The sequence below is a fragment of the Yeosuana aromativorans genome (assembly GCF_014646655.1).
GTDB classification, from domain to species: Bacteria; Bacteroidota; Bacteroidia; order Flavobacteriales; family Flavobacteriaceae; genus Yeosuana; species Yeosuana aromativorans.
The window spans coordinates 395,726-414,503 of record NZ_BMNR01000004.1; the positions used below are offsets into that span (position 1 = coordinate 395,726).

Below are 18,778 nucleotides of genomic sequence, written 5' to 3' on the forward strand. Positions count from 1 at the left end.
TCTTAAAATACATATTAACAGATGAAAAAATACACCTTTTTTTTTATAATAATATTACCGTTTCTCGGCTTAGCACAATCCAACAAGCTTGTAAGACAGGGGTTGAGAGCTACAAATCCTGAAGAAAAAATCAACCTGTTTTCACAGGCAATAGAATTGGATCCTGAAAATTTGGATGCATACTTTTACAGAGGTGTCACCAAGGATAATATTGGCGATTATAGCGGAGCCATTCTGGATTATACCAAGGTCATTTTTTTTGAACCTACTGCTGATGTCTATTTTAATAGGGGAAATTCAAAATACAGTTTAATGGATTACTTGGGAGCCAAAGAAGATTATGAAAAAGCCTTGGAATTGAATCATGAATTTTTGGAAGCCAAATATAGTTTGGCAATGGCAAAATATGATTTGAAAGATTACAAAGGGGCTGTTGCAGATTTAAATGCCTTACCAAAAACAGCTTATGTTTACTTACAACTTGGACGATCTTACGAAGCTCTTGATGATTACAAAAATGCTTTAATTAATTATTCCTTAGCTATTGTAAATGATAAAAGCTCACAAAACTTTTATGCCCGCGGATTGTTTTACATGGGGATAAACTATTACAAAAATGCCAATGAAGACTTTACAACTTCATTTTATTTAGACAACAGCAACGTATCAGCTCTATTTTTTAAGGGTGTGTCACACTATTTATTGGGTGAATTTGACCTAGCTTTAAACTCATTTTCTGTGGTATCACAGAACGATCCAACCGATTTTGATGCACAAATAGGCCTGGCACTAACCTATCTTCATTTAGAAGATCCTGCAAAAGCAAAACTTAATTTCAATAAAGCAAAAAGTATTTTGAAAGGCACCGACCTGTCAAAACCTGATGACATAAATTTATTTGAAAACACCTATTGGTTCCAAAACCAATATAGTGCGTTCAATAGGGATTTTGATACATTAAATAATATATAATAAAAACACATCTTGTTAACCTTTATATTTCAGTGGCAAATGCACTACTTTTTTGGTTTCAAAAAAGTCTTCGGTAAAATAATCACTTAAATTATAAATTGTAACCGTTTTATAATCTTTAAGTTCTTCGGATAGGTCACCACCTTTTAAATATAAGATACCATTTTTTAGCGGATGGTTTTGCGTTTTGGCAATTTTACCTTTGGTCCAATGCACAAATGTTGGCATAGCAGCCACGGCCCTACTCACAATAAAATCGTATGTGCCGGTAATGTCCTCAACACGGCTATTGGTGGTCTTAACATTAGTTACGCCCAAACCTTCAACAACCTCATCAACCACTTTAAGTTTTTTGGCAATACTATCAACCAAATGAAAAGAAGCCTCTGGATACATTATTGCCAAAGGTATACCAGGAAAACCACCTCCCGTTCCAACATCCAGTATCTTGGCATTTTCATTAAACGGCATAACTTTTGCAATACCAAGAGAATGAAGCACATGGCGCAAATATAATTCATCAATATCCTTTCGAGATACCACGTTAATTCTTAAATTCCAGTCCTGATAAAGCGATTCCAGTTTTTTGAATTTTGCAATTTGGTCTTCTGTAAGATTTGGGAAATATTTTAAAATAAGTTCCATTAACGCGTTATTTTCTGCAAAAATATACTTTTTATATACATATTTTTGCGAAAAAACGTTATTAGTTCATTCGGTTTATACCTATCTTTGCGACGTGTGTAATAAATCGTTTTTTTTCGATATCACAATTTTAAATTAATAGCATGACTAAACAAACACTTTCGTTCTCCAGAACAGATTCTGCAAAGTTTTTTAGAACCTTAAATAAACGCGTAAACGACTACTTTAAAACCAACAATATAAAACGTACCGGAAACTGGCAATTATGGGTAAAAACCATAATCATGTTTTCCTTGTTCTTAACACCTTATTTTTTGATCCTTACCATTGATATTCCGGGTTGGGCTCAATTACTTTTAACTATTGTAATGGGCATTGGCATGGCTGGTGTTGGCATGAATGTGATGCATGATGGCAACCACGGTTCTTTTTCAAACAAAGAATGGGTTAATAGACTTATGGGCAGTAGTATATATATTTTAGCTGGCAATGTTTACAATTGGCAAGTTCAACATAATGTGTTGCACCACACGTATACCAACATTCACGGAATGGATGAGGATTTAGAAGCTGGACGTATTTTACGCTTTACCAAACATTCTGATTGGAAATGGTATCACCGATTTCAACATTATTATTCCGTATTACTTTACGGATTGCTCACCATCAATTGGGCCATTACCACAGACTGGCAACAAATGAAGCGGTATATGAAACGTAAACTGTCCTACGGAAAATTGCCAAATCCTGTTTGGAATTGGAGCAAGTTGGTTATATCAAAAATAATTTATGTTGGTATTTGGATTGTAATACCCATGTTGTTTTTAGACATTGCCTGGTGGAAAATTTTAATCGGTTTTTTTATTATGCATTACACTGCCGGTTTAATTTTAAGTATTGTATTTCAATTGGCCCATGTTATGGAAGAAGCCGAAATGCCCATGCCAGAAAAAGATGGCACCATGAAAAACACTTGGGCAATTCATCAGCTTAATACCACAATTAATTTTAGCACAAAAAATAAAATAGTCAACTGGTTTACTGGTGGCTTAAATCACCAAGTAGAGCATCATATTTTTCCAAATATCAGTCATGTTCACTACACTAAAATTTCAAAAATAGTGAAAGAGACCGCTAAAGAATTTAACTTACCATACTACGAATATAAAACAACGCGAAAAGCTATCATCGCGCATTTTAAATACCTCCGTGATATGGGAATGAAACCTGCATTACAAGTCTAACCATTTTTTATTATTATTTTAAATGCAATTACTATCCGATAGAATTTTAAACATGGCCACGTCTGCTACGTTGGCTATGGCTGCAAAGGCGCGAGAACTAAGAACTGAAGGGAAAGATATTATTGGGTTGAGCTTAGGTGAGCCCGATTTTAATACGCCTGATTTTATTAAGGATGCAGCAATTCAAGCCATTCATGACAACTATAACTCATACTCACCCGTTGATGGATATGTTGAGTTAAAAGAAGCCATCATCACAAAATTTAAACGTGACAACAATTTAACATACACATTGCCACAAATTGTAGTCTCTACAGGTGCCAAACAATCATTGGCCAATGTGGCTGGAGTTATGATCAATAAAGGAGATGAAGTTATTTTACCATGTCCTTACTGGGTAAGTTATGCTGATATTGTAAAGTTAAATGATGGTGTTCCGGTTGAAGTACCAACTACTATTGCAACGGATTTTAAAATGACCCCCGAACAACTTGAAGCAGCCATTACGCCAAATACCAAAATGATTTGGTTCAGCTCGCCTTGTAACCCAAGTGGTTCTGTTTACAGCAGAGACGAGTTAAGAGGCTTAGCCGATGTATTGCAAAAACACCCAAACATTTATGTGGTGTCTGATGAGATTTATGAACACATTAACTATGCCGGCGGCCACGCTAGCATGGCAGAATTTGAAGATATGTATGACAGGACCATCACGGTAAATGGGGTTTCTAAAGCCTTTGCCATGACCGGATGGCGCATTGGTTATATAGGCGCTCCCGAGAAAATAGCACGAGCTTGCAACAAAATGCAAGGACAGATTACCAGTGGTGCCAATTGCATTGCACAACGTGCCGTTATTACGGCGTTAAATGCCGATCCTTCTGCCGTAAAATATATGATTGATGAATTTAAAGTAAGACGGGATCTGGTACTTGATTTATTAAGTGACATTGAAGGCTTTAAAACCAACACTCCAGAAGGAGCTTTTTATGTGTTCCCTAATATTTCCCATTACTTTGGAAAAACATTACGCGGAAAAACCATCAACAATGCTTCTGATTTTTCTATGTATTTATTGGAAGAGGCCTTGGTTGCAACCGTTGATGGTGGCGCTTTTGGAAATCCAGATTGCATCCGAATTTCTTATGCAGCATCGCAAGAACAAATTATTGAAGCTATTAAACGAATAAAAAACGCTTTAAGTTAAATTTCTGATTTAATATATTAGGAATAAGCCACTAATTGTTAGTGGCTTTTTTAGTTTGTTAATAAATTAAGTATGAAAAACAGTACTATAAATAAGACTACAAATGCTATAATTAATGTTATTCTAATTTTTATATTTTGCCTTTGAATTCTTTTCTTAATCAACATTAATTGTTCAGGAGTTGCTTCTTTAAAATCAAATTGGTTCTTTTTACTTGAATCAAAGCCCCCTTGAGTCTTAACAAATCTCCTTGATTTATTATCTAACATAATAGATTTGTTACTCTTTATAGTACTTTGAAATGATTCTCCAAAAGGCATTTATCTAACTTTTAAAATAAAAAATAAACGAAACTATAATTACTATAATTATTCCAAAGATTACAATTTGCTTTCTCCTAAGTTGCCTGTTATCGCTTTGAATTTTCTTTTTTATCCTCTCCAATTGTTCTGGAGTTGCTTTTGGGAATTTTGCCAATTTCAAATTAGCATAACTACCTGATAATGCCTTTTTTTCTTTTCTTTTAGCTACAAGATTTCTATTATTTTTTAATGAATTATTAGCAGCCATCATTGACCCTTCTCCTCCCATGATTTCTAAATTTTAAGTTAATACTGTATTGAAGATTTCAACACATAAATTCTGTAGACATATGAACAATTAATAAACTTAAATTTATCATTGTTCAATAAAAAATACAAAAGACTAATTTGAGATTAGCTCAAGATTATCAGTTAACAATCGTAAAAAGCTGCTTTATTTATAAGTAGTAAATCTTATAAAATTGTTACAAATTAAATATGAAAACAGTTCCGATTTCACTAACCACAATAAAAAAACCACTAATTTAATTAGTGGTTTTATTTTAAAAATCTCTAAAACTGTTAAGAGATATTTTTGATATTATTTTATATAACAAAAAAGACCGTCTTAAAAGACAGTCTTTTTTTATATTAAACTTTCAGAATAAATTATTCTTTAACAGCATCATCAACTTTGTCAACAGTGTTATTTACTGCATCACCAATACCATCTCCTACTTCCTCAACACCATCTTGAATCTTTTCTCCTGCCGTTTTTTTCTCTCTACAACTAGTTAAAATAGTTGCTACTAGCATTAATAGGGAAAATGCATATACTAATTTTTTCATCATTTTGGATTCTTTAAGTTAATTTGGTTTAGAACTGATATCTTAAACTCAATGCAATATCAGAACCATAATTGTTTTTGTAATAACCATTCCCACCAAATTCAGGTCTAAAATCTAAAGAGATTAATAAAGGAATATCAAAATTATATTCTATACCTATATCGCCTGCGGCAAATGCAAATGTATCGTTGTAATGATCATTGTTATAATCATAGCCATAAGTACCTAATCCGCCACCTACACCAACATACCAGTTGAAACCAGCGTCGATGTTCATTACCCATTGGTACAAAGCAGCTAACTTGATGGCATTATCATCATAACCGTTATGATTGAAGTCTTTTCTGTTTCTCCAACCTAAATCCAGTTCAAGTCTGGTGCTGTTTCCCAAAGCTCTTTGGTAAGTGATTTCAGTTCCGAACCCACCACTGTCCCCTAATCGTAATCCTAATGCATTCTTCGAAATTTCCTGAGCGTTCATTGACACACTAGCAATCAATGACATTATACCCATTATTAATAGTTTTCTCATCTATCTGTTTTTTAATTATTAAGTTTGTTTTATTCTTTAGCTTTTGCGTTTTCGTCAGATTTTGCACCCATTCTATTGAATGTGTACATAGGGGCAAATTTTAATTTCAAACCTGCAATTTTTCTGTTGTCAGCACTTGTTAAACCTTCGTTTTCCACTGTGTTTTTTCTGGTATCAACAGCTTCATATAATAATTTGATTTCATCCCAATCTTCCCTTGAATAGGAATCTTTGTTTTTTTCAACGGTATCCACAAAATTTTGATATACACTTAAAATGTTGTCTTTATTGATCCAGGTAAATTTCATGTCTGCACCATTAAACCCAGTTCCCAATAATGATTGTTGCATCATAAGTTTTGAATTTGCCATATTTATAGCTTCTGTTTCTGCTTTAACTTCTGCTTTAAAAGTCTCATATTCATTTGTTGATGCATCAATGGAAACTTGCATTTCAGAATTGTCTTTGACATAAACTATAGCATTATCTGCATCAGCTTTATTTTTTTGATAATCACGTTCTACAACTCCCCAATTCATAGCGATATCTTTGGCCGAAACGTTACTCACAGAATCCACATACGCACTATACCTTTCCACTTTTTTTTGTGCAATATCCTTTTGATCATCTTTACAAGACGACACCATTGCCCCAATAGCAACAATTGCTAATGTTAATTTTAATGTTTTCATTTTTCTTACGTTTTAAATTATTGTTGTTTTAATTATTAGCTTTCATACACTTGTTGTAGTATGTTCCACTAAGTTGTTCTTAGTTTTTTGAGTTAACGGCTTCTTTTATTTTTTCCGTTTCAAGTATATCTTCTCCTTTATCTACAATTGAACTGTATTTTTTTGATGCAGTATCTAAAAAATTATCAAAGTCATCCTTTAAATTTTTCTTTAGTTTGCTTGTTTTGTTTTTAATCTTTTTTCTTGTTTTTGATCCTTTATCAGGCGCAAAAAGCACTCCCAATAAGGCTCCTGTAGCCATTCCAGCTACAACTCCTAATATGTTTAATTTCATAATCTCTGTTTTTGTTTTTGTTACTATCCCATCAAATAAGTTTAATGGTTCCATTAGTTTAATTGAGCTACATAGCGTTTATATTCCTTTCCCGCCAATAAGCCTTAACAATATTGCTATGATCGCTATGACCAATAATATGTGGATTAAGCTTCCTGCACTGTAAACAAAGAATCCTAAAGCCCATCCGATTATTAAAATGATTGCGACTAAATAAAGTAAACTTCTCATGATTGTATGTTTTTTAAATAGTGAATAATTATTTTATTGCTTCAAATGATTCAATAATATTTGATTTTATTACCTGCTTGGTTCTAAATGAATTTAATGCCCTTTGAGCTCCTTTTAAACTAGCTGATATCCCTGACGCACTAACACTGTTGGTTGTCACATTCCATGTATAAATTTTATCTTCTTCATCCTCATATTTTAAAGCAATTGGAATAATGTTCTTTTTTAGAATCCTAGCATTGTTTGTTAACAAGGCTATTTCTTTGTTTAACTCGTCTATACTCAGGCAAGTTCCTGTAAAAACACCTGTTTTAGTTTCTATGCTATATTTGTACTTGCAAGTTGCCCTCATTTCTGTTTCTGAATTTTTGTTTTCATTTCTTGTAAACAATTTTCATTACAAAGATGCAACAGTACATCACAGTTAGCATTACAGTATTTTAATAGGTTGTTATAGAATTGCTATGTGAGGTAATATTTAAATATTAGCAATTAAAAAAAGGTGGGACATTTAAGTGATAAACCCCGAAGTTTTCGCTTTAGGGCCTATGATAAACATTTTGAATTGATAACCCCTTATTCTGGAAGATATACAGTAAAAACAGAGCCAATATTAATTTCACCTTTGGCAAAAATAAATCCTTGATGGTTATCAATGATTTTTTTACAGATGGATAGTCCTATGCCTGTTCCTGAATATTCCTGTTTATTGTGCAATCTATTGAATAAGTCAAATATTTTTCCAGCGTATTTTTGATCAAAACCAATGCCGTTATCAGAAAAAGTAATTTTATGGTAAAAGCTTTTGGGCGCTTTTGACAATAGAGGATCATCATTTGCTTTCACTTTTGAATAGTTGATTTCAATAATTGGAACCGTTTCTTTTTTACAGTATTTTAAGGAATTGCTCAATAAATTTAAAAACAATTGCTGCATTTGAAATACAATCACCTTAGCCCTTGGCAATGTATCACTTGTGATTTGTGCTTTTTTTTCTAAAATAATTTCAACGATATCCTGTTTGGCATTTTCAAAAAGCTCATTTAAATCTGCGCTCACAAATTCCTTGTCAGGCTTATTGGTTCTTGAAAACTGAAGCAGATCATCTATCAATAAACGCATTCTTGCAGAGGCTGACTTAATCCGGTCTAAATATTGGTGACCAGGATCAGAAAATTTATCAGACTCCTTTTCCTCAAGCCTAGAGATAAAGGTCTGTATTTTCCGCAACGGTTCCTGCAAATCATGGCTGGCTGCATAATTAAAAGCCGAAAGTTCTTTGTTATTGCGCTCTAGTTCTAAATTTCGCTCTTCAAGCTCTAAAAAACTTTCAATCTCATCTGTTATGTCACTGGTGTTACCTAACAGTCGTTTTTGCCCATCTGCACTGTAAAATGATTTTGCATAGGCCTTCAAATGTTTAATTGAGCCGTTTTTTTGAACAATTCTATAGTTTACAAATGGCAACTCTTCGGCATCTATCATGTTATCTAAATCTTCAGCCAATTTATCAACATCTTCGGGATGAACAAATTTTAAAAAATTATCAAAGTTGGCCTCAAAAGATTGAGGCTCTTCTCCCAAAAGTCGATACAGATTATCAGAATAGATAAATTTATTAGAGTCTATATGCCAAACCCAATTACCGTGTTTTCCAATAATTTCGGACTGGTTTGTGGATTCTTCAAAGATTAATAACTGGTCGTTTTTCGCTTTTATTTTTTTTAAATCATTACTGATCTTATTGTATGCCATAATTATTAAAACAAGCGTAGCCAGCAAAACCAAATAAAAAAATAATGGTGTAAACCGCAAATCACTTTGATACTCATTTTGCTTCTCGTTAAGCAGTTTGTTTTCTAAATCAAACATAGCATTAGATTGTCTCCTAATGCTATCCATTATTATTTTCTCTTCAAAAAACAGTGTTTTAAATGTTTCTGTATTGGTTGTATTATCTGTAACAAAGGCATTTGTTTTAGAGAAGTTATTATAAAGACTATCTGTTAATTTATTTAAAACCGTTAAATTTTTCTGTTGATTAGAATTTAATCCTACAAGATCTTCTAGTTTTAGAAACGCCCTATTAACTTTTTCCTTAGCATTTAAATAGGTATTGACATAAAATCTGTCTTTTGTTACAATATAATTTCTGTGGGCACTTTCCGCATCCCGTAAATAGGAAACGATGTGTTCTAATTCAAGATTGACATTATAGGTTTTAACAACTATTTCCTCAGAATTGGTTAAGTTAGAAATATGCCTGTATGTAAAACCCCCTATTAAAAGAATAACAAACAAACTCAATAAAAGAACAACTCTTAAAAAGGATGTTGATTTAAACAAATTGTTCCTTTTCATTAGAGGCTCAATAAAAAGTTATCTTTATTTAAACCGTTGGTATGGTATTGCCAATTTATGGACACAACTTCTGAAAGCAGTTTTTTAAGTTTTTTAAAGTCTCCTGGTTTTTTTATGTAGATATTAGCCCCCAGCACAAAGGTTTTTTCTATATCTTCTTCGGAAGCAGAGGTAGAATAAATGGCAATGGCTATTTCAGACATTTTATGGCTGGCTTTAATTTCTTTTAAACATTCTATTCCTGTCTTTTTTGGCATATTTAAATCCAGAAAAAGCACATTGGGCATGCGTGACTGATCATCATTCAAATAATCCATAAGCTCTTCTCCATCTTTAAATGTGTTGACTTTTGTATTGATTTTTAATTCATCAAAGGCATCCGTAAAAAAAAGGATGTCGTCTTCATCATCATCAGCAAGGATTATATGGATGTAGTCGGTTTGCATAAACTATTTATATAACTAGTTGGCTTTTTGTTGGGCAATGTCTCTTCTTTTAAGGATAATCCGTTGAAAAGCAGAAGGCGTGATACCCGTTGTATTTTTAAACTGTGTGCTTAAATGTGCAACACTGGAATAATTAAGTTTAAAGGCAATTTCGGTTAAATTTAATTCTGAATTTAAAAGTAGTTGTTTTGAGTATTCTATTTTTTGGATAATCATAAAGTTTTCTATTGACGAATACGTGATTTCTGAAAACAAATTGGAAAGATACCCGTAACTGTGACCCAGTTTTTCAGATAAATACACTGAACTTTTTACGTTCACAATGATGTCTTCATTAAAAACCATGTCTATAATGGTGTCTTTAATTTTTTGGACCAAAATGCCTTTTTGGCTTTCCACTATCTCAATACCATAGTCGTTTAAAGAATCATTTAGTGCAAGGTATTCCTCTGGTTTTATTTTTTTTAAAAGCTCAACCTCACCAAAGCCTATAATTTTATATTCCAGGTTCAGCCCATTAAACTTAGACTCCAATATTTTTTTACTGACAGTATTAAAATCAAATTTCAGGAATAGTTTCATGTACAATGGGGCTGCTTTTGTAAATAAGCTAACAAGTAAAGGTAGTGAAGGGTTTTGTATAAATGGTTCTTGAGTTGATATATTTTAAAATTAAAAAACTGCCTAAAGATGAATAACTAAACATAAACTTTTAACTAACCAACCAAAGTTTGTTATAAGCCTTGAAATTATCTAAGGCAGTATCCAAATTATTTAAAAAAATATGAAAGGAAAGTATTTAACTAAAATCTGAATTTTAAGATTTTCTACTACCCAATAAACCAATAAGTAGCGCCAGCAAACCCAATCCAATAGTAATGTAAGAGTTATTGTTGCTATCTTTTGCTTTAACATCCAACGAACCAATACTTAATATGGTTTCTGGTACAACTAAGGTGTAAATACCATAGCCTAATAAAGCCACACCTACAATTAGCAAAATTGATTTAATTGTCTTGTTCATGTTTTCTAAATTTAATAGTTAGCCATTAATATACAAAGAAAGAAAATCATTTTAGGGTAATTATTATACAATTCCCAATGATTGTTATAGGATTCTAATAAAACACAAACATTAAACACAGTGAGAGGTCAAATAAAAGAAAAGACAATATACAGTGTTTAAAAAAAATATGTAGGTTTGTCAAAAAAATAGAAATTTGTCAAAGATAACACCTTATAAAAACAGCGATTTAGGCAAAAAAGAACAGGTTACCAAAATGTTCGATACCATTTCAGGAGACTATGACGGACTGAACCGAGTCATCTCCTTTGGAATAGATGTGAAATGGCGAAAAAAGGTAGTCAACCTTGTTGAAAAAACAAATCCTGAAACCATTTTGGATATTGCCACCGGCACAGGTGACTTGGCCATTGCCTTGGCAAAAACAAATGCCAAAAAGATTGTTGGCTTTGACATTAGCCCTGGCATGCTAGAGGTTGGAAAACAAAAAGTTCTTAAAAAAAATCTTCAAAATACGGTTGATATGGTCTTGGGCGATTCTGAAGACATGCCTTTTGAAGATAACACCTTTGATGCCATTACCGTTGCTTTTGGGGTACGCAATTTTGAGACATTGGAAAAAGGGCTTTCAGAAATTTTAAGGGTTTTAAAACCCAATGGAATTTTTGTTATTTTAGAAACCTCAGTCCCAACTAAAACACCTTACAAACAAGGCTATAAAGTGTACACAAAATATCTATTGCCGCTCATTGGAAAGCTATTTTCAAAAGACAGAAGTGCTTACAGGTATTTAAGTGAATCGGCCTCTGTTTTTCCTTATGGTGAAACCCTAAACAATATTTTACGTGAAATCGGGTTTATTAGTGTTAAAGATTTTCCGCAAACATTTGGAGTTGCCACAATCTACACATCAACTAAAAAATAATATGAGGCAGGCGTTTTTTTTACTATCCTTTTTAATAGTGTTCCAAACTAGCCAAGCGCAACTTTTTACCAAAGAAAAAGTAACGTATGATGCCAATCAAGGCCGGGGTTCAACAGACCACAACTTATTGCGCTGGGGCTACTTTCTTGGTTTTGGTAATTACGATTTTAATTTTGATTACAATCAAGACAAAAAGGACATTTTAGTAAAACGCAGTGTTGGTTTTAATGTGGGTTTAATTGGGAATTTACGCATCAATGACTATATTGATTTACGTTTTGAACCCGGATTACATATAACATCACGCGAATTACATTACAGCCCCGATTATTTTGTTGGTGGCTCGTATAATGACAATGATTTAATCCGCGAAGTAAAATCGACCTATGTGCACTTTCCGTTATTGGTTAAATTCTCCACTAAAAGAATCAATAATTTCAAACCCTTTGTTGTTGGTGGTTTTTCTACGGCCATAAACCTATCCAGCAATGAACATAATCCTGATGACAATAGCAACGGCCAATTTAGAACCAAAAGCCATCCATTGTTCTATGAACTTGGTTTTGGTATTGATTTCTATTTATATAACTTTAAATTCACGCCGACTATCCGTGGGGTTTTTGGAATGAATGATGAGCTTGTCAGGGATAAAAATCCCAACAGTCCTTGGACAAGCAATATCAATAGCATGAAAACAAGAGCGGTGTTTATTAATTTTACCTTTCAGTAAACTTAACGCCGCTTAAACTCACTCAATACAATGGCAGCAGCAGTAGCCACGTTCAAGCTTTCTGTTGTCTGTAAATCACCAAATCTGGGAATTGAAAGTTTTTCAGTTACAATACTTTCAATATTTTTAGAAATGCCATTGGCTTCATTTCCTAAAACAACAACTCCTGTTTCTGATAACTCCTTATTGAAGATATTGGTTCCGTCCATAAAAGTGCCATAAATAGGCTGTTTTACTTGTTTCAAAAAATCCTCCAAATCTAAATAGGTTACATTAACCCGTGTAATAGAGCCCATGGTAGCCTGAATCACTTTTGGATTGAAACAATCAACTGTTTCTTGGCTACAAACCAAATCGTTCACACCAAACCAATCGCATAACCTGATAATGGTTCCTAAATTTCCCGGATCTCTCACATCATCTAGCGCTACAATTAATTTAGAGTGGTCAATAGGTTTTGGCCTTGGCACTTTAAAAATTGCCAAGGCTTTGTTAGGAGTCTTTAAAAAACTGATGCGCTTTAATTCGGCTTCAGAAATTAATGCTTCTTTTTTGGCATCAATATTGAACGGTTCTATGGCATACAGCGTGTCAAGCTTAAAGTCAGATTGCAAAAACTCATGAATGGTTTTAGTACCTTCAACCACAAAAAGACCGTGTTGCAATCTGTATTTTTTTTGCTTTAAACTGGTAATTAATTTGATTTGATTTTTAGATAGCATCTAAGCGGTGTTGCATAATATTTTTTACGTTATAAAGAAAATGAAAAAATATTGTTTTGTTTCGTTCTGCGTTATTTATTTAAAAAATACGGAAAATATCCTTAAACAAATATTAATCAATATGAAATTTATAAACATATCAGGTTATTTGTATCCTTTAAAAAAAATTAAAATAAACACTTGAAATAATGTATTTTTGAACAAAGAATTACAGGGCAAACACAATTTAATTCATATTTTAACTTTAAATAAAAATAGACCAAAAACAACAATCTTTACCTTACTTGAAACTGACGCTTAACAACATATTAATTTTCACGCTGGCAACAGCTTTAATGTCTTCCTGTGATGCCGTAAAGCGTGTTCCAGAAGACAAATACCTGTTAACCAAAAACACGGTTTATGTTAACGACAAAAAAGACAAGAGCGAGACTATAAACAATCTATTATACCAAAAGCCTAACAGTAGAATATTAAATTTTCCGCTACGGCTAAACATCTACAATTTGGCACGTCCCAATATTGATTCCATAGTCAATGCCAATCTTGATAAAAACCCCCACAAAAGAGAGCATCTAGAATCATTTCTATCAAAAAAGCAATTGGATAAATATATAGACTCTCGCATAAGCTTTAATAACTGGCTAAAAAAAACTGGGGAAGCTCCCGTTATTGTTGATGAAGAACGAACCAAAAAATCCATAAAGCGTCTCAATGATTATTACATCAATAATGGCTGGTTTGATGTAGAATCCAATTATTCTATAGACAAAAAAGACAACCAGAGAGCAACCATTGATTATCATGTAAAAACAGGTGTCCCTTTTATTATAGATTCCATTTCAAAACAGTACAGACCAACCGTGGTTGATTCGCTGTACAGATTGGGTCAAAAAAATTCATTTATAAAACGAAACGAACAATACAAAACCGTTAATTTTCAATTAGAACGCGAGCGCATTACAAGTGACTTGCGCAATAAAGGCATCTATCATTTCAATCAAGATTATGTCGCGTTTGAAATTGACACGGTAAACACCAATAAAAAAGTAAATGTTGATGTTCAAATTCAAGACAGGGCCATCAGGACTCAAGACTCCATTAGAAGAGAACCCTTCAAGATTTACAACATCAAGGATGTCAACATTTATACCAATGGCACTTTTGAAAAAAGAGATGTTACCAGAACGGATTCCATAAATTATGATGGCTACACCATTTATAGCATAGGAAAAATGAGATTTAGACCAAAAGCTTTGACCGATGCCATTTTTATAACTCCAAAAAAGATTTTTAGGGATATTGACAGAACCCGTTCTTATAGATATTTAAGTGAGCTGCGAACTTTTAAATACCCAGATATAAACTATATAGAAAACCCTGACTCAACCCTCACGACCAATATTTTTTTAACACCTCTCAAAAAATTCAGTTTAGGCTTCAGTACTGAAGTATCACAAAGCAACATTCAAACTATTGGTTTGTCCATCAACCCAAGTTTACTGATCAGGAATATTTTTAGGGGTGCTGAAACACTGGAAATTTCGGGGTTTGGTTCAATTGGCGCTTCAAAAGACGCCTCCAATAAATCCAATAATCAATTTTTTGACATCAATGAAATTGGTGTTAATTTTAAATTAACCATTCCAAGGTTGTTTTCACCATTTAACACCGATAAGATTGTACCAAAGTACATGTCTCCCAGTACGCACATAAACTTGTCAACAACCAGTCAAACTAACATTGGTTTGGACAAGCAAACCTTTAGCGGAACGTTTAATTACAAATGGAGTCCTTCAAGAAATATTACTAACAGATTGGATTTATTCAATGTTCAATATGTAAGGAACCTAAACGTGGGAAACTATTTTGGCGTGTACCAAAACTCTTTTAAAACTCTCAATGACATAGCGCTTTCATTAAATTACAATAATGGAGAGGATTTAAAATATCCTGAACAGACGGATGCCTTTATTAGCGATGTTCTAAACAACAATACCTCACTAAACCCCAATGATGCAAACTATAAAACTGTCTCTGGTATTGATGAGCGCAAACGCCGCTTAACTGAAAACAATTTAATTTTCTCCTCTAGTTTTGGTTTGGTTGAAGATACCAGACAAAATCTATATGATGAAGACTTTTCCATATTCAGGGTTAAATTAGAGTTGGCGGGAAACCTACTTGCCAATACATCCAAACTTTTGGGATTGACAAAAGATGAAAGTAATCGCTACCAATTATTTAACGTGGCCTTTTCGCAATATGCCAAAACTGAAATTGATTTTATCAAACATTGGGATTTAGGCAAAAAAAATGTGTTGGCCGTAAGAAGTTATGCAGGTATTGCCATTCCGTATGGCAACTCAACCAGTATTCCGTTTTCAAAAAGTTTCTTTGCTGGTGGTGCTAATGACAATCGCGCTTGGACAGCTTATAGCTTGGGCCCAGGAAGTTCAAAGACATCCAATGAATTTAACGAAGCCAACTTTAAATTGGCTTTTAGTGTTGAACAGCGTTTCAATCTGTTTGAAGACTTAAACGGTGCCATTTTTGTTGATGCCGGTAATATTTGGAATGTGCTTGATGAAGTAAAAGACAAAAATGCAGTATTCTCTGGTTTTAACTCGCTTAAAGACATCGCTGTTGGCTCTGGTTTTGGTCTGCGTTATGACTTTAGTTTTTTTGTGTTCCGCTTTGATATCGGTTTTAAAACATATAATCCGTTTTACCAAAATCAAAACCGTTGGTTTACTGATTATAATTTTGGAAACGCCGTTTACAATATCGGTATAAACTATCCTTTCTAAATAGCCGTTTATTCAATTAACACTATAACGTTTTAGTACTATTTTCCATGTTTCAAACTCCAAAAACACAGCTATATAATTAAAATTTCATTACTTTTGGAGTGTTAAAAAATATAAACTAAATCAAATAAAATGGGACACAACATAAAACCTGGAGTTGCAACAGGCAGAGAAGTTCAAGCTATTTTTAAACTAGCCAAAGAAAAAGGATTTGCTTTACCAGCAGTAAACGTTATTGGTTCTGATACCATTAATGGCGTATTGGAAACAGCAGCCGCTTTAAATGCGCCTGTAATCATTCAATTCTCTAATGGAGGCGCACAGTTCAACGCTGGAAAAGGGTTAAATAATGATAACCAAAAAGCAGCCGTTGCAGGTGCTATTGCAGGTGCTAAACATGTGCATACACTATCTGAAGCGTATGGTGTTCCCGTAATTTTACATACAGACCATTGTGCAAAAAAATTATTGCCATGGATTGACGGATTGCTTGATGCCAGCGAAAAGCATTTTGCTGAAACCGGAAAGCCACTGTACAGTTCACATATGATTGACCTGTCTGAAGAACCCATTGAAGAAAACATTGCACTTTGCAAAACATACCTAGAGCGTATGAGCAAAATGGGCATGACCCTAGAAATAGAATTAGGTATTACCGGTGGTGAAGAGGATGGTGTAGACAACAGCGATGTTGATGATTCAAAACTATACACGCAACCAGAAGAAGTGGCTTATGCTTATGAAGAATTAAGCAAAGTAAGTGACCAATTCACTATTGCTGCCGCTTTTGGAAATGTTCATGGTGTTTACAAACCAGGTAATGTTAAATTAACACCCAAGATCTTAAAAAACTCCCAAGACTATATTTCAAAAAAATACGGTGTTGGCCATAATCATATTGATTTCGTATTCCACGGCGGATCTGGTTCTACTGTAGAAGAAATCCGTGAAGGCATCAGTTATGGTGTGGTAAAAATGAATATTGATACCGATATGCAATATGCCTTTATGAGCGGTATTCGTGACTACATGAAGAAAAACGAAGCTTATTTACAATCCCAAATAGGCAACCCAGAAGGAGACGACTCACCCAACAAAAAATATTATGATCCTCGCGTATGGTTGCGTGCTGGTGAGGTTACTTTTGTAGAGCGCTTAAAAAAGGCCTTTGAAGACCTTAATAATATCAATACCCTATAATAATTTCCTTGGCGTTACCACAAAATTAAAAAAAGGTTTAATTTTGTGGTCAGGCTTTACACTTTATCTTTATAAATGGAGCTAACAACTAGCTCCATTTATAAAGGATATCGTTACAATCCTTAACGCAAATCGATTGATAATAGCTACAGTCGATAATCTAAAATCTAGAATACTATGTCTTGGTTTAAAAGAAAAACAAAAGGAATTACTACTACCACACAGGATAAAAAAGACACTCCCAGAGGATTATGGTACAAATCCCCAACTGGAAAAATTGTTGATGCTGAAGAACTTGAGAAAAACTTTTACGTAAGTCCAGAAGACGGTTATCATGTTCGTATTGGCAGTAAGGAATATTTTGAAATCCTTTTTGATGACAATAAATTTAAGGAGTTGGATGCCAATTTGGAATCAAAAGACCCTCTAAAATTTGAGGATACCAAAAAATATCCTGAGCGTTTAAAAGCGGCACAAGAAAAAACAAAGTTAAAGGATGCTGTTAGATGTGCCGTTGGCAAATCTAAAGGAAAAGATTTGGTTGTTGCCTGTATGGATTTTGCTTTTATAGGCGGTTCCATGGGTAGTGTTGTAGGTGAAAAAATTGTACGTGCAGCAGATTATGCCCTAAAAAAGAAAATCCCTTTCATGATTATTTCAAAATCTGGAGGAGCCCGAATGATGGAAGCGGCCCTGTCACTTATGCAATTGGCAAAAACCTCAGTAAAACTGGCGCAATTAGCCGATGCCGGTATCCCATACATATCATTATGCACTGATCCAACAACTGGAGGAACAACGGCATCATTTGCCATGTTAGGCGATATTAATATTGCTGAACCAGGCGCTTTGATTGGTTTTGCAGGACCACGTGTGGTAAAAGACACAACTGGTCAAGATTTGCCAGAAGGATTCCAAACATCTGAGTTTTTGTTGGAGCATGGCTTTTTAGACTTTATTGTTTTAAGAAAAGAACTTAAAAAGAGAGTCAATCAATATATCGATTTAATAACTAATCAGCCTTTAAGAGCATAAAAATGTAGTTATTTTTCAATTTATATTTATTTTTATCAAAACAACTGTAAATCATTAATTATTACTATATTTGCCGCTCGAAAGAAAACCTTTCGAATACATAAAAATCATTTACAATAATATTAGCATGTATTTAACAAAAGAAATTAAAGAAGAAATCTTCGCAAAACACGGTAAAGGAAAGAACGATACTGGTACTGCTGAAGCTCAAATTGCGTTATTTACGCACAGAATCAATCACTTAACGGAGCACTTAAAAAACAATCGTAAAGATTTTAATACAGAGCGTTCATTGGTAAAATTAGTAGGTAAACGAAGAGCCTTACTTGACTATCTAACCAAAAAAGATATCTTAAGATATCGTGCCATAGTGAAAGAATTAGGATTAAGAAAATAATAAAAAGAGGCTTTATGCCTCTTTTTTGTTTGAAATACAACTCTGTGCAAGAGTATAAACTACACGAAATAAGAAGCTTATTATAGTTTTTCATTGGTCACACACTACTACTACTACTAC

The 18,778-nt window shown here is 33.5% G+C and carries 23 protein-coding genes; 9 read left to right on the forward strand and 14 right to left on the reverse strand.

Going from position 1 to position 18,778, the window contains the following annotated elements:
- Positions 1 to 21: 21 nt before the first annotated feature.
- Positions 22 to 972, forward strand: coding sequence for a tetratricopeptide repeat protein (locus IEW94_RS11030; RefSeq protein ID WP_188652933.1), 951 nt, complete (start codon positions 22 to 24; stop codon positions 970 to 972).
- Positions 973 to 987: 15 nt separating this feature from the next.
- Here the strand turns inward: IEW94_RS11030 and rsmG are convergent, their stop codons facing one another.
- Positions 988 to 1,617, reverse strand: coding sequence for a 16S rRNA (guanine(527)-N(7))-methyltransferase RsmG (gene rsmG, locus IEW94_RS11035; protein WP_188652935.1), 630 nt, complete (start codon positions 1,615 to 1,617; stop codon positions 988 to 990).
- A gap of 143 nt (positions 1,618 to 1,760) precedes the next feature.
- Between rsmG and IEW94_RS11040 the strand changes: the two genes are divergently transcribed.
- Positions 1,761 to 2,861, forward strand: coding sequence for a fatty acid desaturase family protein (locus tag IEW94_RS11040; RefSeq protein ID WP_188652937.1), 1,101 nt, complete (start codon positions 1,761 to 1,763; stop codon positions 2,859 to 2,861).
- Positions 2,862 to 2,883: 22 nt separating this feature from the next.
- A complete protein-coding gene (locus tag IEW94_RS11045) occupies positions 2,884 to 4,068 on the forward strand; it encodes a pyridoxal phosphate-dependent aminotransferase (RefSeq protein ID WP_188652939.1) in 1,185 nt (394 codons plus the stop codon).
- Positions 4,069 to 4,118: 50 nt separating this feature from the next.
- On the opposite strand, the gene IEW94_RS11050 is transcribed toward IEW94_RS11045, so the two are convergent.
- The 12 genes from IEW94_RS11050 to IEW94_RS11105 all read right to left on the reverse strand — a co-directional run bounded on the left by IEW94_RS11050 (position 4,119) and on the right by IEW94_RS11105 (position 10,839).
- Positions 4,119 to 4,388: a hypothetical protein gene (locus tag IEW94_RS11050; protein WP_188652941.1), complete on the reverse strand. Its 270-nt coding sequence runs from the start codon at positions 4,386 to 4,388 to the stop codon at positions 4,119 to 4,121.
- 4 nt (positions 4,389 to 4,392) lie between these two features.
- Positions 4,393 to 4,659, reverse strand: coding sequence for a hypothetical protein (locus IEW94_RS11055; protein WP_188652943.1), 267 nt, complete (start codon positions 4,657 to 4,659; stop codon positions 4,393 to 4,395).
- 380 nt (positions 4,660 to 5,039) lie between these two features.
- A complete protein-coding gene (locus IEW94_RS11060; protein WP_188652945.1) occupies positions 5,040 to 5,219 on the reverse strand; it encodes a hypothetical protein in 180 nt (59 codons plus the stop codon).
- Positions 5,220 to 5,247: 28 nt separating this feature from the next.
- Positions 5,248 to 5,751 carry a hypothetical protein gene (locus IEW94_RS11065; protein ID WP_188652947.1) on the reverse strand — a complete coding sequence of 168 codons (504 nt, stop codon included), beginning with the start codon at positions 5,749 to 5,751 and terminating at the stop codon, positions 5,248 to 5,250.
- Positions 5,752 to 5,780: 29 nt separating this feature from the next.
- The gene (locus tag IEW94_RS11070) at positions 5,781 to 6,443 is read right to left on the reverse strand and encodes a DUF6565 domain-containing protein (RefSeq protein WP_188652949.1); all 663 of its coding nucleotides are present in this window, start codon (positions 6,441 to 6,443) and stop codon (positions 5,781 to 5,783) included.
- Between the two features lie 79 nt (positions 6,444 to 6,522).
- Complete coding sequence (locus IEW94_RS11075; RefSeq protein WP_188652951.1) at positions 6,523 to 6,777, reverse strand: YtxH domain-containing protein; 255 nt, start codon at positions 6,775 to 6,777, stop codon at positions 6,523 to 6,525.
- 78 nt (positions 6,778 to 6,855) lie between these two features.
- Positions 6,856 to 7,008, reverse strand: coding sequence for a lmo0937 family membrane protein (locus IEW94_RS11080; protein ID WP_188652953.1), 153 nt, complete (start codon positions 7,006 to 7,008; stop codon positions 6,856 to 6,858).
- 28 nt (positions 7,009 to 7,036) lie between these two features.
- Entirely contained in the window at positions 7,037 to 7,399 is a 363-nt protein-coding gene (locus IEW94_RS11085) for a hypothetical protein (protein ID WP_188652955.1), read from the reverse strand.
- Positions 7,400 to 7,584: 185 nt separating this feature from the next.
- Positions 7,585 to 9,369, reverse strand: coding sequence for a CHASE3 domain-containing protein (locus tag IEW94_RS11090; protein WP_188652957.1), 1,785 nt, complete (start codon positions 9,367 to 9,369; stop codon positions 7,585 to 7,587).
- Complete coding sequence (locus IEW94_RS11095; RefSeq protein ID WP_188652959.1) at positions 9,369 to 9,815, reverse strand: response regulator; 447 nt, start codon at positions 9,813 to 9,815, stop codon at positions 9,369 to 9,371. Before IEW94_RS11095 ends, IEW94_RS11090 begins: the two co-directional genes overlap by 1 nt.
- Positions 9,816 to 9,830: 15 nt before the next feature.
- Complete coding sequence (locus IEW94_RS11100) at positions 9,831 to 10,397, reverse strand: helix-turn-helix domain-containing protein (RefSeq protein WP_188652960.1); 567 nt, start codon at positions 10,395 to 10,397, stop codon at positions 9,831 to 9,833.
- A 235-nt stretch (positions 10,398 to 10,632) separates the two neighbouring features.
- Positions 10,633 to 10,839, reverse strand: coding sequence for an LPXTG cell wall anchor domain-containing protein (locus IEW94_RS11105; protein WP_188652962.1), 207 nt, complete (start codon positions 10,837 to 10,839; stop codon positions 10,633 to 10,635).
- Positions 10,840 to 11,035: 196 nt separating this feature from the next.
- Here IEW94_RS11105 and ubiE point away from each other — a divergent pair, with 196 nt between their 5' ends.
- Positions 11,036 to 11,764, forward strand: a complete 729-nt coding sequence (gene ubiE / locus IEW94_RS11110; protein WP_188652964.1) for a bifunctional demethylmenaquinone methyltransferase/2-methoxy-6-polyprenyl-1,4-benzoquinol methylase UbiE — start codon at positions 11,036 to 11,038, stop codon at positions 11,762 to 11,764.
- Position 11,765: 1 nt separating this feature from the next.
- Positions 11,766 to 12,494, forward strand: coding sequence for a type IX secretion/gliding motility protein PorT/SprT (gene porT / locus IEW94_RS11115; RefSeq protein WP_188652966.1), 729 nt, complete (start codon positions 11,766 to 11,768; stop codon positions 12,492 to 12,494).
- Positions 12,495 to 12,496: 2 nt separating this feature from the next.
- Here the strand turns inward: porT and IEW94_RS11120 are convergent, their stop codons facing one another.
- Positions 12,497 to 13,216 (reverse strand): TrmH family RNA methyltransferase, encoded by a 720-nt coding sequence (locus IEW94_RS11120; RefSeq protein WP_188652968.1) that lies wholly within the window; start codon positions 13,214 to 13,216, stop codon positions 12,497 to 12,499.
- 284 nt (positions 13,217 to 13,500) lie between these two features.
- On the opposite strand from IEW94_RS11120, the gene tamL reads away from it, so the two are divergent.
- From tamL to rpsO, 4 genes are all read left to right on the forward strand, one after another.
- On the forward strand, positions 13,501 to 16,026 hold the full coding sequence (gene tamL / locus IEW94_RS11125; RefSeq protein ID WP_308423694.1) for a translocation and assembly module lipoprotein TamL: 2,526 nt from the start codon (positions 13,501 to 13,503) through the stop codon (positions 16,024 to 16,026).
- A gap of 132 nt (positions 16,027 to 16,158) precedes the next feature.
- Positions 16,159 to 17,226 (forward strand): class II fructose-bisphosphate aldolase, encoded by a 1,068-nt coding sequence (gene fbaA, locus IEW94_RS11130; RefSeq protein WP_188652970.1) that lies wholly within the window; start codon positions 16,159 to 16,161, stop codon positions 17,224 to 17,226.
- Between the two features lie 177 nt (positions 17,227 to 17,403).
- Positions 17,404 to 18,261 (forward strand): acetyl-CoA carboxylase, carboxyltransferase subunit beta, encoded by an 858-nt coding sequence (accD, locus tag IEW94_RS11135; protein WP_188652972.1) that lies wholly within the window; start codon positions 17,404 to 17,406, stop codon positions 18,259 to 18,261.
- Positions 18,262 to 18,388: 127 nt separating this feature from the next.
- Complete coding sequence (gene rpsO, locus IEW94_RS11140; RefSeq protein ID WP_188652974.1) at positions 18,389 to 18,658, forward strand: 30S ribosomal protein S15; 270 nt, start codon at positions 18,389 to 18,391, stop codon at positions 18,656 to 18,658.
- Positions 18,659 to 18,778: the final 120 nt, after the last annotated feature.

Bases quoted from the DNA above. Each gene is read 5' to 3' on its own strand.
- fbaA (WP_188652970.1), top strand. From the start codon at position 16,159: ATGGGACACAACATAAAACCTGGAGTTGCAACAGGCAGAGAAGTTCAA.
- IEW94_RS11105 (WP_188652962.1), bottom strand. From the start codon at position 10,839: ATGAACAAGACAATTAAATCAATTTTGCTAATTGTAGGTGTGGCTTTA.
- IEW94_RS11040 (WP_188652937.1), top strand. From the start codon at position 1,761: ATGACTAAACAAACACTTTCGTTCTCCAGAACAGATTCTGCAAAGTTT.
- IEW94_RS11070 (WP_188652949.1), bottom strand. From the start codon at position 6,443: ATGAAAACATTAAAATTAACATTAGCAATTGTTGCTATTGGGGCAATG.
- IEW94_RS11030 (WP_188652933.1), top strand. From the start codon at position 22: ATGAAAAAATACACCTTTTTTTTTATAATAATATTACCGTTTCTCGGC.
- IEW94_RS11100 (WP_188652960.1), bottom strand. From the start codon at position 10,397: ATGAAACTATTCCTGAAATTTGATTTTAATACTGTCAGTAAAAAAATA.
- IEW94_RS11065 (WP_188652947.1), bottom strand. From the start codon at position 5,751: ATGAGAAAACTATTAATAATGGGTATAATGTCATTGATTGCTAGTGTG.
- IEW94_RS11080 (WP_188652953.1), bottom strand. From the start codon at position 7,008: ATGAGAAGTTTACTTTATTTAGTCGCAATCATTTTAATAATCGGATGG.
- rsmG (WP_188652935.1), bottom strand. From the start codon at position 1,617: ATGGAACTTATTTTAAAATATTTCCCAAATCTTACAGAAGACCAAATT.
- IEW94_RS11075 (WP_188652951.1), bottom strand. From the start codon at position 6,777: ATGAAATTAAACATATTAGGAGTTGTAGCTGGAATGGCTACAGGAGCC.
- IEW94_RS11120 (WP_188652968.1), bottom strand. From the start codon at position 13,216: ATGCTATCTAAAAATCAAATCAAATTAATTACCAGTTTAAAGCAAAAA.
- IEW94_RS11095 (WP_188652959.1), bottom strand. From the start codon at position 9,815: ATGCAAACCGACTACATCCATATAATCCTTGCTGATGATGATGAAGAC.
- porT (WP_188652966.1), top strand. From the start codon at position 11,766: ATGAGGCAGGCGTTTTTTTTACTATCCTTTTTAATAGTGTTCCAAACT.
- accD (WP_188652972.1), top strand. From the start codon at position 17,404: ATGTCTTGGTTTAAAAGAAAAACAAAAGGAATTACTACTACCACACAG.
- IEW94_RS11060 (WP_188652945.1), bottom strand. From the start codon at position 5,219: ATGAAAAAATTAGTATATGCATTTTCCCTATTAATGCTAGTAGCAACT.
- IEW94_RS11045 (WP_188652939.1), top strand. From the start codon at position 2,884: ATGCAATTACTATCCGATAGAATTTTAAACATGGCCACGTCTGCTACG.
- IEW94_RS11050 (WP_188652941.1), bottom strand. From the start codon at position 4,388: ATGCCTTTTGGAGAATCATTTCAAAGTACTATAAAGAGTAACAAATCT.
- IEW94_RS11055 (WP_188652943.1), bottom strand. From the start codon at position 4,659: ATGGGAGGAGAAGGGTCAATGATGGCTGCTAATAATTCATTAAAAAAT.
- rpsO (WP_188652974.1), top strand. From the start codon at position 18,389: ATGTATTTAACAAAAGAAATTAAAGAAGAAATCTTCGCAAAACACGGT.
- IEW94_RS11090 (WP_188652957.1), bottom strand. From the start codon at position 9,369: ATGAAAAGGAACAATTTGTTTAAATCAACATCCTTTTTAAGAGTTGTT.